Raw genomic sequence first — 11,820 nt, 5'->3', positions numbered from 1 at the left:
GCGTCGACTTATCCTTGAGAGCGACACCATTGGGCCGGATCACTAGGGCGACCCTGCTGACGAATAGCGAAATACAGCGCCGGCGTGTCCTGACCACCACCACTGTTGCCCACAGTGGCGATCGCTTCCCCGGCTTTTACAACGTCCCCAGCTTCTTTCAACAGACTCTGGTTGTGACCGTACAGACTCAAATAACCGTTGCCATGGTCGAGAATGACCAGAAGCCCGGCCCCGCGCAACCAGTCGGCGAACACCACACGGCCACCATGTACGGCGTGTACCTGGCTGCCGGCGCTGGCGCTGATCATCACGCCGTCCCACTTGGTGCGGTCGTCATCGCCGCGGGTTTCCCCGAAGCGCGCCAACAATCGACCATCGACAGGCCAGGGAAGTTTTCCCTTTGCGGCTTCAAATGCGCCACCAAAGGATTGACCCGCGCTGGAAACCAGTGCGCCCGGCGCCTTGGTGGGGCGGCGCGGGGCTTCGTCGCTGTCGTCCTTGCCACGGCTTTTGGCCAGCGCTTCCTGCTCGCGCTGGCGCTTCTCGGCCTCCTGCTGGGCCAGCAGCGCTTTCTGCCGCGCCTCTTCGGCTTCGCGGGCTTGCCGGGCGAGGGTTTCTTCGATGGTCTTGAGGACTTTAGTCAGGTCTGCCTGATCCTGCTGGCGCGCCTGCAGTTTCTGATCGCGGGCCTTGTAGTCCTGATTGAGCTTGGCCAGCGCCACCTGACGTTCCTGGCGCACGGTGTCGAGCTGGGCCTTCTGGTCGTCCAGCGTGCTTTTTTGCACCAGCAACTGGGCCTGCTGCATGTCGATGTCTTTTTCGACTTCGGCCAGTTGGCGCAGGGTTTCGTTGAAGGTGCGCAACTGCGCCAGACGGGCCTGGCTCAGGTAGTCGTAATAGGTGAGGGTGCGGGCGAATTTTTCCGGGTTCTGCTGGTTGAGCAGCAGCTTGAGGTATTCCTGGCGACCATTCTGGTAGGCGGCGCGGGCCTGTATCGCGATCAGGCGTTGTTGTTCAACGCGTGCGCTCTGGAGTTTTTTTTTCTCCCCATCGAGCCTTTGCAGCTCGGTTTCACTCTTTTTTAGTTCCTTTTGCAGGGCCTCCACCTGCTTTTCCAGCTTGCCCATTTCGGTTTCGGTGGCGCGCAGGTCCTTCTGGACCCCGGATTTTTCTTCCTGCAACTGGCCCAGCACTTTCTTCAGCTCAGCGATGTCCTGACGCGTGGCATCGAGCTGTTTCTGGGTTTGTGCGCGCTCATCGTCGGCAAAGGCCGGATTGAGCAGACAAATCAAGGCTAGGGCGATCAGGGCGCGGAGCATGGGGTTGGGCATTACCAGAGGTGAAGACGGGCCTAGTATGCCCGCCGATGGCTGCAAAAAAAACGCTCCGGGAGCGCGGCTTTCAGACATTTCATACAAATAACCGGCCTGGACGCGATGCCAGGCCGGTTATCGGGTCTTACTTGGCGACCAGAATCGAGGTGCCGGTCATTTCTTTCGGGATTTCCAGGCCCATCAGCATCAGCATGGTCGGCGCAACGTCAGCCAGCACGCCGCCTTCGCGTACCTTCAGGTCACGCTTGCCGACGTAGACGAACGGCACCGGTTCCGTGGTGTGCGCGGTGTGCGCCTGGCCTGTGGTGTCGTCGGTCATCTGCTCGACGTTGCCGTGGTCTGCGGTGATCAGCGCTTCGCCGCCGACCTTTTCCAGCGCCTCGGTGATGCGGCCCACGCAGACGTCCAGGCATTCGACCGCCTTGACCGCCGCTTCCATGATGCCGCTGTGGCCGACCATGTCGCCGTTGGCGTAGTTGACCACGATCACGTCGTAACGCTGGTTTTCGATGGCGTCGACGATCTTGTCGGTGACTTCCGGCGCGCTCATTTCAGGCTGCAGGTCGTAGGTCGCGACTTTCGGCGATGGAATCAGGATGCGCTCTTCGCCTTCGAACGGCTCTTCGCGGCCACCGGAGAAGAAGAAGGTCACGTGGGCGTACTTCTCGGTCTCGGCGATGCGCAGCTGGGTCTTGCCGTTCTTGGCCAGGTATTCGCCCAGCACGTTTTCCAGGCTGCCTTTGGTGAACGCGGCGGGTGCCGGAATAGAGGCAGAATATTCGGTCAACCCGACGTAGCCAGCCAGCTTCGGCTGACGGGCGCGGGCGAAGTCCTTGAAGTCATCTTCGACGAACACGCGAGACAGCTCGCGAGCGCGGTCGGCGCGGAAGTTCATGAACACCACGGCGTCGCCGTCTTCGACCTTCACTTGCTCGCCGATGCGGGTGGCTTTGACGAATTCGTCGTTCTCGCCACGCTCGTAGGCGGCGTCCAGCCCGGCTTTGGCGGTCTCGGCCTGGAATTCCGACTTACCGTCGACGATCAGGTTGTAGGCAGACTCAACGCGCTCCCAGCGGTTGTCGCGGTCCATGGCGAAGTAGCGGCCGATGATGGTGGCGGTACGGCCCTTGCCCAGACGCTTGTAGGCCGTCTCCATGGTTTCCAAGTACTGGTGCGCGCTGCGCGGCGGCGTGTCGCGGCCGTCGAGGAAGGCGTGCAGGTAGATCTTGTCGGCGCCACGCTTGACGGCCAGTTCGACCATCGCCACCAGGTGGTCTTCGTGGCTGTGCACGCCACCGTCCGAGAGCAGGCCCATGACGTGAACGGCCTTGCCGGCAGCCACAGCCTTGTCCACGGCGGCGCAAATGGTCGGGTTCTCGAAGAACTCGCCGTCGCGGATCGCCTTGGTCACGCGCGTGAAATCCTGATACACCACGCGGCCAGCGCCCAGGTTCATGTGGCCGACTTCGGAGTTGCCCATCTGGCCGTCTGGCAGGCCGACGTCCATCCCGGACCCGGAGATCAGGCCGTTGGGCATGGTCTTGTACAGGCGATCGAACACCGGCGTCTTCTTGTTGGCAGTCGCGGTGTAGACAGCGTTGCCTTCGTGGCTGTCGCTGTGACCGAAGCCGTCCAGGATGATCAGAACCAGAGGTTTAGGCGTGGTAGTCATGAATCCCACTCTTGGCTAAAAGGTGATGGAGGAAAAAGATCGACATTCTAGGGGCTGTTGCCTTCCCAGTGCGAGTGGCCGTGTTGAAAGGACAGCGCACCCGCCAGCGGGTTCAAAAGCGGCGACCGCTGTACGGGCTTTGGCGCACCTTGGGGGCTGTGTATACTGGCCGGCATTTTAACGCCCTGGAACCCGATGATGGTCGAGCACCTGATTGCATTTGCCACTAACCACTATTTGATCGCTGGCGCTTTCGTCATCCTGCTGGCGCTGCTGATCGCCACCGAGTTGAACAAGGGCGGCAAGAGCCTCTCTACCGGCGAGTTGACCGCACTGGTCAACCGCGACGAAGCCGTCGTCATCGACGTGCGCGCCAAGAAGGAATACGCCACCGGGCATATCGTCGGCGCGCTGAGCTTCCCTCAGGACAAGATCATGACCCGTACTTCGGAGCTGGAGAAGTACAAGTCCAAGACCCTGATCATCGTCGACGCCGCTGGCCAGCACGCCGGCCACGTAGCCCGCGAGCTGCTCAAGGCCGGTTTCACTGCCGCCAAGCTGTCGGGCGGCGTCTCGTCGTGGCGCGGCGACAACCTGCCACTGGTGAAGTAAATGGCTCAGGTCGTCGTCTACTCCAGCGATTATTGCCCTTATTGCTCGCGCGCCAAGTACCTGCTCGAGAGCAAGAATGTCGACTTCGAAGAGATCAAGGTCGACGGCAAGCCACAGATTCGCGCAGAAATGACCCAAAAGGCCGGGCGCACGTCGGTGCCGCAGATCTGGATCGGCTCGGTCCACGTCGGCGGTTGCGACGATCTGTTCGCGCTGGAACGCGCAGGCAAACTCGATGCGCTGCTGAGCGCCTGAATCCCATACGTACAAGACCCTATATAGAGAAGGATCTGAGATGACCGATCAACAGAACAACGGCGCCACTTCCAACGAAGAAGCTCCACAGTTTTCCCTGCAGCGCATCTACGTGCGTGACCTGTCGTTCGAAGCGCCGAAAAGCCCGGCGATCTTCCGTCAGGAGTGGACCCCAAGCGTCAGCCTGGACCTGAACACCCGTCAGAAGCAGCTCGAAGGCGACTTCTTCGAAGTGGTGTTGACCCTGTCGGTGGAAGTGAAGAACGGCGAAGAAATCGCGTTCATCGCTGAAGTCCAGCAAGCCGGTATCTTCCTGATCAAGGGCCTGGACGCGGCTTCCATGAGCCACACCCTGGGTGCCTTCTGCCCGAACATCCTGTTCCCGTACGCCCGCGAAACCATCGACAGCCTGGTCGTGCGCGGTTCGTTCCCTGCGCTGATGCTGGCTCCGGTCAACTTCGACGCCCTGTACGCGCAAGAACTGCAGCGCATGCAGGAAGCGGGCGAAACCCCGGCTCCGACTGTTCAGTAAGGTTTGCTGGATGGATGAAAAAAAAGCGCCTTTTGTGGGCGCTTTTTTTTGGGTGGGGTGTTGGCTTGAGATTCTTACTCTGTTGCCCTGCGGGCCTATTCGCCAGCAAGCTGGCTCCCACATTTTTTGCAACGTGCCGCCATCTGACAGATCGCCTTGACCGCCTTTGGTGATCGACTCCAAATCGCCAAGCTTTTAAGCAACAGGGTCACCCCATGATTTCAAGCCTGACGCCAAAGGCTAACAATGGGGTGTGTCAGGCCATGGCACGTTGCAGCAAATGTGGGAGCCAGCTTGCTGGCGAATAGGCCCGAAGGGCATCAAAGTAAGAATCCCAAGCCAAGAACAATTACTTGAACCCGAGCTGCCGCCACCCCTCATAAACCGCCACGGCCACGGTGTTGGACAGGTTCAGGCTGCGGCAGCCTTCGCGCATGGGCAGGCGCAGGCGTTGCTCGCTGGACAGCGGGTCGAGCACCTCGGGCGGCAGGCCGCGGCTTTCCGGGCCGAAGAGAAAGGCGTCGCCTTCCTGGAACGCCACATCGTGGAAGGGCCTGGAACCCTTTGTGGTAAAAGCGAACAGGCGCGCAGGGCCGATGCTTTCCAGGCAACTGGCCAGGTCGGCGTGGCGGTGCAGCGTGGCGTATTCGTGATAGTCAAGGCCTGCGCGGCGCAGGCGCTTGTCATCGAGCTCGAAGCCCAGCGGCTCGATCAGATGCAGGCTGCAGCCGCTGTTGGCGCAGAGCCTGATGATGTTGCCGGTATTCGGCGGAATTTCTGGTTGAAAAAGGATCACGTGAAACATGCACGGCTCCGAACATAAGGACGGGATGCATTCTACCCCTGATGAGGACCCGAGACCGAAGCTATGGCGGCGGTTTTTGGGGTCTATCGCGATTTTCGGCGTGATGGTCGGCCTGATGATCGGTCGGCTCACGGCGCCGGACCCGATCGAGCTGCAACAGATCGAGGCGCTGCCCGATGGCGTGGCGGTGTGGTTCAACCGCGAGCCGCAACTGCATGGCGAGATCGTCGACGGCGCCGTGGCGCTGCTGTTCAACGCGCAAGGTCAGGCGCAGCATGGCGAACTCAAGCTCAACGGCCGGGATGTGCGCTGGCGGGTACGTAAAAGCGATAAGGGATTGTTGCTGAACCTGCTGGCGGCCCGTCCGTTGCGCGGTGAGTGGCACGGCGCAACTCAGGACGGGCGCTGGAGACTCCAAGTGAGTCTCCGGGAGGAATAAAAGAGGGGATTCCCCGGCCTGCCTGTACCAAGGTCCCCAAAACTGGTGATGCTTAACCTATTGCAGCGTGCGTGCCAGTTTTGGAGAAGACCTTGGAAAAACTTCAAAAAATCTCGCAAGGGCCCGGATCAAGGGCATTTGAGCGAGTGTTTACAGGAGTGGACGGTTTCCGGCATTCGAATCGGTTTTCGAATTTGGCTATTTTCTGATCGGTTTTGCACGTTATTCGCGCATTTTTCAGAGGCATGGGGCCAAAGTGATGCACGGCCACGAAGCCTCGGTCTGTACCGACTGATCTAAAACGGCACGTCGCCCAGAATGGTCGCCCGATGCATCACCCGCCGGTTGGGCCGGTAATCGTCCACTGCGTAATGCTGGGTGACGCGGTTGTCCCACATCGCCACATCGTTTTCCTGCCAGCGCCAGCGAATGGTGAATTCGGGGCGCGTGGCATGGGCGAAGAGCAACTTCAGGATGGCCTCGCTCTCGGCCGGTTCCAGTTCGTTGATGCGGGTGGTGAAGCCATCATTGACGAACAGCGCCTTGCGCCCGCTCACCGGGTGGGTGCGGATCACCGGATGGGACAGCGGCGGGTTCTTGCGCCGGGTTTCTTCCCAGCGCGCCAAATCTTCAGCGGTACTCCCGAAGCGCTCCAGCGGGAAGGAGCGGGTGAAATCGTGGGTCGCGGTCAGGCCGTCGAGCAGCGTCTGCAACGGTCGGGACAGTGCTTCGAAGGCAGCGATGCCACTGGCCCACAAGGTGTCGCCGCCGAAAGCTGGCAACTGCTTGGCACTCAACACCGCGCCCATCGCCGGGGTCGGCAGGAAGGTCACGTCGGTGTGCCAGATGGCGTTGTCGCGCACGTCGGTCAGGGCGGTGTCGAGCACCATGATCTCGGGCTGCTCGGCGACGTTGGGGTAGATCGGGTGCACGTGCAGGTCGCCGAACTGGGCGGCAAAGCGCGCTTGCTGCTGCGGCATGACAGGCTGCTGGCGAAAGAACAGCACTTGATGGACGAGCAGGGCCTGTTCGATGGCGTTGCGCTGTTCGGCGCTCAGGTCCCGGGCGAGGTCTACGCCACTGATGACTGCGCCGAGCGCAGCGCTGATCGGGGTGATGTGAAGGCTCATGGTGTTCTCGCAATGCGCCGAAATGTCGGCGTAGTCAGTGTCGGTAAATAAAGGCAGTCAGTGGTTCTGGCCGTGCCAGGGCACCAGTTTGCGTTGCAGGGCGCGCAGGCCCATTTCCAGCGCAAAGGCGATCAGCGCGATGACCAGGATTCCCAGCACCACCACGTCGGTGACCAGAAACTGCGCCGCCGACTGCACCATGAAACCCAGGCCGCTGGTGGCGGCGATCAGCTCGGCGGCCACCAAGGTCGACCAGCCGACGCCCAGGCCGATGCGCACCCCGGTGAGAATGTCGGGCAGGGCGCTGGGCAGGATCACATGGCGAATCAGCTGCCAGCGCGTGGCGCCCAGCGATTGCGCGGCGCGCAGCTTGGCGCTGTCGACCGTGCGCACGCCGGTGGCAGTGGCGATGGCGATCGGCGCGAAGATCGCCAGGTAAATCAGCAGCACCTTGGAGAACTCGCCGATGCCGCACCAGATCACGATCAGCGGCAGATAGGCCAGAGGCGGAATCGGGCGATAGAACTCGATCAGCGGGTCGAAAATGCCCCGGGCGATGCGGTTGTGGCCAATGGCGATGCCCACCGGAATCGCCGTCAGCACCGCAGCGCCCAGCGCCAGGCCGATGCGTTGCAGGCTGGCGCCCAGGTGCTGCCAGAGCGTCGAATCCATGTAGCCCTGGGTCATCAGCAGCCAGGCTTTCTGCAGCACGGCCGAGGGCGGCGGCAGAAACAGCGGCTCGACCCATTCGAACGCTGTGACCAGCCACCAACTGCCCAGCAGCACCAGCAGCGTCAAAACGCTAATGGCGCGGGTGCTCAAGGCCAGGCGTGGCGTGGCCGCTTTGTTCGATGAAGGCTTTGCCAGAATGTCGTTGGCAGGCGACGAGGGAAACTGGCTCATGCGCGTTGCTCCACGGTGGCTTGACGTTGGGAAAACACCCGCGCCAGCACGTGCTCGCGGGTTTCGATGAATTGGCGGTCGGACTTGATCGATCGCGCCGACTCGCCTGCGCTGTAGCGCTGGCCGAAGTCCAGTTTCAGGTGCTCGACGATCTGCCCGGGATTGGGCGCCAGCAGAATCAGGTCGGTGGCCAGAAACACGGCCTCTTCGATGTCGTGGGTGATCAGGAACACGGGCTTGGCGCTGCGCTGCCAGACCTGCAGCAGCAACTCCTGCATCTGTTCGCGGGTGAAGGCGTCCAGCGCGCCGAAGGGCTCATCCATTAGCAGCACCCGCGGATCGGCCGCCAGCGCCCGGGCCAGGCCCACGCGTTGCCGTTGCCCGCCGGACAGCTGCCAGATGCGGCGCTTCTCGAAACCGGCCAGGTCCACCAGCGCCAGCATTTCGCGAGCCTTGGCTTCCCGCTGCTCGCGAGGTACGCCGGCGAGTTCGAGGCCGAAGGCGACGTTGGCGAGGACGTCTTGCCAGGGCAGCAGCGCGTCGTCCTGAAACACCACGCCGCGCTCGGCGCTGGGGCCGCTGACTGGCGCGCCGTCCAGGGTGATCCGCCCGGCGCTGGGCGAGACGAAACCTGCGATCAGGTTCAACAGCGAAGTCTTGCCGCTGCCCGACGGGCCGAGGGCCACCAGCAGTTGCTGCGGGCCCAGGCTCAAGGAAATATCCGCCAGCACGGGAGTGGCCGCACCGGGGTACTGTGCGCTGATGCGCTCGAGTTTCAACAAGGCCATGGCAATGACTCCGCTGGTCCCAAAGGTAATGAACATCCACATTGTGGGAGCCGGCTTGCTGGCGAATGCGATCTGTCGTTCAGCTTTGCGGCGTCTGACCTGACGCATTCGCCAGCAAGCCGGCTCCCACAGGTCTTCGTTCTTTAAATCAGAACGCCGACTCTCATTTCTTACTGAGTAACGAATTTCGAGCTGACATAAGGCGTGTAATCCGCCAACACCGCATCCACCTTGCCCTGCTCCTTGAGGAAGGCCGCCGTCTTGCCGATGGCTTCGGTGGTCGGCGCGCCCAGCTCTTTGACCTGATCACTGGCCAGCGGGTACACGTTGCCCTGCAGCAGGCCCGGAATGTCAGCCGCCTTGGCGCCGGAAAGGGTCACCAGCTTGTCGACGTTCTTGCTGTTGGCCAGCCACGCGGCAGGATCCTTGCGGTAGTCGGCGTAGGCGTCGAGGGTGGTCTTGGCGAAGGCCTTGACCAGATCGGGGTGCTTGTCGGCGAAGTCCTTGCGCACGATCCAGGCGTCGAAGGTCGGCGCGCCGAGCTTGGCCAGCTCGCCGGAGGTAATCAGCACCTTGCCGGTTTCCTTGGCCACACCCAGCGCCGGGTCCCAGACGTAAGTGGCGTCGATGTCGCCGCGCTGCCAGGCCGCCGCGATGGCCGGTGGCGCGAGGTTGAGGATGGTCACTTTGGCCGGGTCGATGTTCCAGTGTTTCAGCGCCGCCAGCAGGCTGTAGTGCCCGGTGGACACGAACGGCACGGCGATTTTCTTGCCGACCAGATCCTGCGGGCTGTTGATGCCGGCGCCGTTGCGCGCGACCAGCGCTTCTGCAGCGCCGATCTGAGTGGCGATCAGGAAGGTTTCCACCGGCAATTTGCGCGTAGCCGCTGCGGTCAACGGGCTCGAGCCCAGATAGCCGATCTGCACGTCGCCAGACGCGATGGCGGTGATGACGTCCGCGCCGTTTTCGAACTTGCGCCAGTTGATCTTCGAGCCGGTGGCCTTTTCATAGGCACCGTCGGCCTGGGCGACTTTGGCCGGGTCCACGGTGGTCTGGTAGGCGACGGTGAAGTCGGCGGCCTGGGCGATGAGTGCAGAACCTGCCAGCGACAGGGCCGCGAGCAGGCGAAGTGGGTTGCGCAGTTTCATGATGGGGCTCCGAATCAAGGCAGGCCGTGGCTGATGATGCGGAGCGTAAATGATCTAAGAAACACAAAATAAATAACTTTTTTGCATGAGCTTAGAGAGGAAAAAGCGCGGGGATCCGGGGCGCTCGGCCCGTGGATCAGGGAATTGCGACAACAGGATGACGATTCATCGATCTGTCACATTTTGCAAATAAGATCGGCGCGCTTGCCCAAAAGGGATGCTTTTGCCCTGCGTGCGTCAACCCGAAACGGGGATGATGGCAGCGGTGGCCATCATGGATTTTCAGCGGTCAATCAGCGTAGCCGGTTCTGCCAGTTAACTGATGAGTTAATTCCGCTCTCCTCGAAAAAAATGACGAACAGCAGGATGACAACTGTAACAATCGCGTCTACCTGCTCAGCGATATCATATTTTTCAATAGGTTATGTCTTGAATTCTCAAGTCGTTTCGCAGCTCGACAGTGACTGAGCGGTCGAGTTCAGGTCGTACGATGTGCCGAAACCAATCGATCTGACGAATGGACATGAAATATTTTTTGGGAATTAGGTTAAGACGCCGATACACTCCGCAACGGACGGCTGAAACGGCTTGTGACATATAACTGCTTAGCATAAAAGCAGACCCACAAAGTCTTTTTAGGTTTAAAGGATTTCCCTTACCGTGCAGCCAGCTGTTTAGAGCGGTCTAGTCAATTAGTCGAAGGCCCATTGACTCCGCGAGTCGTGGCCAGTGCTAATCGCGCATCCGCGGTCTGAAGCCAAATGGCCATGACCAACGAACTACAAAAATTAGATTCAAGAGGAGCGAAACACAATGAAGAAGTCCACCCTGGCTCTGGCCATCTCTGTAGGGTTCATGGCCACTCAGGCTGGTGCAGCTGGTTTCCTGGAAGACAGCAAGGCATCGATCAGTTCCCGTACCATGTGGTTCGAAAGCGACAACCGTGATGGCGGTGCCGACCAGCGCGAAGCGGCGGAAGGCCTGCTGTTCAACTTCATCTCCGGCTACACCCCGGGCACCGTTGGCTTCGGTCTGGACGTGCAAGGCATGTACGGCCTGCACCTGGACGGTGGTAAGGGTCGCCACCCGGACAGCAACAGCTTCTTCCCAAGCGACAGCGATGGTTCGGCCGTTGCTGACTGGGCTCGCGGCGGTGCTAACGCCAAGGCCAAGTTCTCCAAGACCGAGCTGAAAATCGGTACCGCTCTGCAGCCTAACCTGCCGATCCTGGTAGCGAACGACGGCCGCCTGCTGCCACAAACCTTCACCGGTGGCACCATCCAGTCGAAAGAAATCGACGGCCTGACCTTCAACGGCGGCAAGCTGGAGCACCAAGCGGCTCGTGCTTCGAGCAACTACTCCGGCCTTTCGGTCAACGGTGCAACCCGCGACTCGAACAACTTCGTGTTCGGCGGTGTTGATTACAAAGTCACCAAAGACCTGACCCTGCAGTATTACTACTCGAACCTGGAAGACTTCTACAAGCAGCACTTCCTGGGTCTGGTACACGTTCTGCCAATCGGCGAAGACCAGTCGTTCAAGACTGACCTGCGTTACTTCGACAGCAGCTCCGACGGCAAGAACGGCCAGGGCGCTACCGGTTATGGCTTCAACAACAACGGCGGCTACGCCAAGCACGCTGGCGAAGTTGACAACAAAACCTGGTCGGCGATGTTCACCTACTCTCTGGGCGGCCACGCGCTCATGCTCGGTCACCAGCGTGTGAACGACGACGGCGGTTTCGTCTGGCTGAACCAGGGATCGGTACGTGACGGCAACAACCGTCCGGAAGGCGAGGCTGGTTCGAGCTTCTACCTGTTCACTGACTCGATGATCAACCAGTTTGCCCGTGCCGGTGAGAACACCACCTTCGGTCAATACTCGTACGACTTCGCCCGCGTTGGTATCCCAGGCCTGAAAGCTGCCTTCGCTTACCTGCACGGTACCGACATCAAGGCTACCAACGGTATCGGTGGCGATTCGTCCGAGTGGGAACGTGACATGCGTATCGACTACGTGTTCCAGGACGGCCCTCTGAAAGGCTTCGGCGCTACCGTGCGTCGTGCAAACTACCGTGGCGATGCCACCGGTATTGCTGATCAGGACCAGACCCGCGTGATCTTCAACTACACCTACGCTTTCAAATAAGCCCAGGTCAGTTGAAAGAAACCCCGCTTCGGCGGGGTTTTTTTATGCCCGAAT

12 protein-coding genes are annotated in these 11,820 nt (G+C 60.8%); 5 read left to right on the top strand and 7 right to left on the bottom strand.

Features of this window, described 5'->3' with window-relative positions:
* Positions 1 to 8 precede the first annotated feature (8 nt).
* The gene (locus AC1MEK_RS08445) at positions 9 to 1,319 is read right to left on the bottom strand and encodes a murein hydrolase activator EnvC family protein (RefSeq protein ID WP_480395805.1); all 1,311 of its coding nucleotides are present in this window, start codon (positions 1,317 to 1,319) and stop codon (positions 9 to 11) included.
* A 139-nt stretch (positions 1,320 to 1,458) separates the two neighbouring features.
* The gene (gene gpmI, locus AC1MEK_RS08440) at positions 1,459 to 3,006 is read right to left on the bottom strand and encodes a 2,3-bisphosphoglycerate-independent phosphoglycerate mutase (RefSeq protein WP_480395804.1); all 1,548 of its coding nucleotides are present in this window, start codon (positions 3,004 to 3,006) and stop codon (positions 1,459 to 1,461) included.
* Positions 3,007 to 3,204: 198 nt separating this feature from the next.
* On the opposite strand from gpmI, the gene AC1MEK_RS08435 reads away from it, so the two are divergent.
* Genes AC1MEK_RS08435 through secB form a run of 3 tightly spaced genes read left to right on the top strand, consistent with a single transcriptional unit; the run spans position 3,205 to position 4,405 of the window.
* Entirely contained in the window at positions 3,205 to 3,618 is a 414-nt protein-coding gene (locus tag AC1MEK_RS08435) for a rhodanese-like domain-containing protein (protein ID WP_480395803.1), read from the top strand.
* Positions 3,619 to 3,873, top strand: a complete 255-nt coding sequence (gene grxC, locus AC1MEK_RS08430; protein ID WP_480395802.1) for a glutaredoxin 3 — start codon at positions 3,619 to 3,621, stop codon at positions 3,871 to 3,873.
* 40 nt (positions 3,874 to 3,913) lie between these two features.
* Positions 3,914 to 4,405, top strand: a complete 492-nt coding sequence (gene secB / locus AC1MEK_RS08425) for a protein-export chaperone SecB (protein WP_480395801.1) — start codon at positions 3,914 to 3,916, stop codon at positions 4,403 to 4,405.
* Between the two features lie 349 nt (positions 4,406 to 4,754).
* On the opposite strand, the gene trmL is transcribed toward secB, so the two are convergent.
* Complete coding sequence (trmL, locus tag AC1MEK_RS08420) at positions 4,755 to 5,210, bottom strand: tRNA (uridine(34)/cytosine(34)/5-carboxymethylaminomethyluridine(34)-2'-O)-methyltransferase TrmL (RefSeq protein WP_480395800.1); 456 nt, start codon at positions 5,208 to 5,210, stop codon at positions 4,755 to 4,757.
* Here trmL and AC1MEK_RS08415 point away from each other — a divergent pair.
* On the top strand, positions 5,209 to 5,649 hold the full coding sequence (locus AC1MEK_RS08415) for a hypothetical protein (protein ID WP_480395799.1): 441 nt from the start codon (positions 5,209 to 5,211) through the stop codon (positions 5,647 to 5,649). The two genes, trmL and AC1MEK_RS08415, sit on opposite strands and share 2 nt — an antisense overlap.
* A gap of 296 nt (positions 5,650 to 5,945) precedes the next feature.
* Here the strand turns inward: AC1MEK_RS08415 and tauD are convergent, their stop codons facing one another.
* The 4 genes from tauD to tauA all read right to left on the bottom strand — a co-directional run bounded on the left by tauD (position 5,946) and on the right by tauA (position 9,618).
* The gene (gene tauD / locus AC1MEK_RS08410) at positions 5,946 to 6,779 is read right to left on the bottom strand and encodes a taurine dioxygenase (protein WP_480395798.1); all 834 of its coding nucleotides are present in this window, start codon (positions 6,777 to 6,779) and stop codon (positions 5,946 to 5,948) included.
* A 57-nt stretch (positions 6,780 to 6,836) separates the two neighbouring features.
* Complete coding sequence (gene tauC / locus AC1MEK_RS08405) at positions 6,837 to 7,682, bottom strand: taurine ABC transporter permease TauC (protein WP_480395797.1); 846 nt, start codon at positions 7,680 to 7,682, stop codon at positions 6,837 to 6,839.
* Positions 7,679 to 8,470 carry a taurine ABC transporter ATP-binding subunit gene (gene tauB, locus AC1MEK_RS08400; RefSeq protein WP_480395796.1) on the bottom strand — a complete coding sequence of 264 codons (792 nt, stop codon included), beginning with the start codon at positions 8,468 to 8,470 and terminating at the stop codon, positions 7,679 to 7,681. Before tauB ends, tauC begins: the two co-directional genes overlap by 4 nt.
* 170 nt (positions 8,471 to 8,640) lie before the next feature.
* On the bottom strand, positions 8,641 to 9,618 hold the full coding sequence (gene tauA, locus AC1MEK_RS08395; RefSeq protein ID WP_480395795.1) for a taurine ABC transporter substrate-binding protein: 978 nt from the start codon (positions 9,616 to 9,618) through the stop codon (positions 8,641 to 8,643).
* 813 nt (positions 9,619 to 10,431) lie between these two features.
* On the opposite strand from tauA, the gene AC1MEK_RS08390 reads away from it, so the two are divergent.
* Positions 10,432 to 11,766, top strand: coding sequence for an OprD family porin (locus AC1MEK_RS08390; protein ID WP_480395794.1), 1,335 nt, complete (start codon positions 10,432 to 10,434; stop codon positions 11,764 to 11,766).
* The last annotated feature ends 54 nt before the right edge of the window (positions 11,767 to 11,820 follow it).

The organism is Pseudomonas sp. 2 (assembly GCF_056627435.1).
This window is presented reverse-complemented; position numbering and strand designations above follow the sequence as displayed.

Bases quoted from the DNA above. Each gene is read 5' to 3' on its own strand.
- trmL (WP_480395800.1), bottom strand. From the start codon at position 5,210: ATGTTTCACGTGATCCTTTTTCAACCAGAAATTCCGCCGAATACCGGC.
- tauB (WP_480395796.1), bottom strand. From the start codon at position 8,470: ATGGCCTTGTTGAAACTCGAGCGCATCAGCGCACAGTACCCCGGTGCG.
- grxC (WP_480395802.1), top strand. From the start codon at position 3,619: ATGGCTCAGGTCGTCGTCTACTCCAGCGATTATTGCCCTTATTGCTCG.
- AC1MEK_RS08415 (WP_480395799.1), top strand. From the start codon at position 5,209: ATGCACGGCTCCGAACATAAGGACGGGATGCATTCTACCCCTGATGAG.
- AC1MEK_RS08435 (WP_480395803.1), top strand. From the start codon at position 3,205: ATGGTCGAGCACCTGATTGCATTTGCCACTAACCACTATTTGATCGCT.
- AC1MEK_RS08445 (WP_480395805.1), bottom strand. From the start codon at position 1,319: ATGCTCCGCGCCCTGATCGCCCTAGCCTTGATTTGTCTGCTCAATCCG.
- tauD (WP_480395798.1), bottom strand. From the start codon at position 6,779: ATGAGCCTTCACATCACCCCGATCAGCGCTGCGCTCGGCGCAGTCATC.
- AC1MEK_RS08390 (WP_480395794.1), top strand. From the start codon at position 10,432: ATGAAGAAGTCCACCCTGGCTCTGGCCATCTCTGTAGGGTTCATGGCC.
- secB (WP_480395801.1), top strand. From the start codon at position 3,914: ATGACCGATCAACAGAACAACGGCGCCACTTCCAACGAAGAAGCTCCA.
- tauC (WP_480395797.1), bottom strand. From the start codon at position 7,682: ATGAGCCAGTTTCCCTCGTCGCCTGCCAACGACATTCTGGCAAAGCCT.
- tauA (WP_480395795.1), bottom strand. From the start codon at position 9,618: ATGAAACTGCGCAACCCACTTCGCCTGCTCGCGGCCCTGTCGCTGGCA.
- gpmI (WP_480395804.1), bottom strand. From the start codon at position 3,006: ATGACTACCACGCCTAAACCTCTGGTTCTGATCATCCTGGACGGCTTC.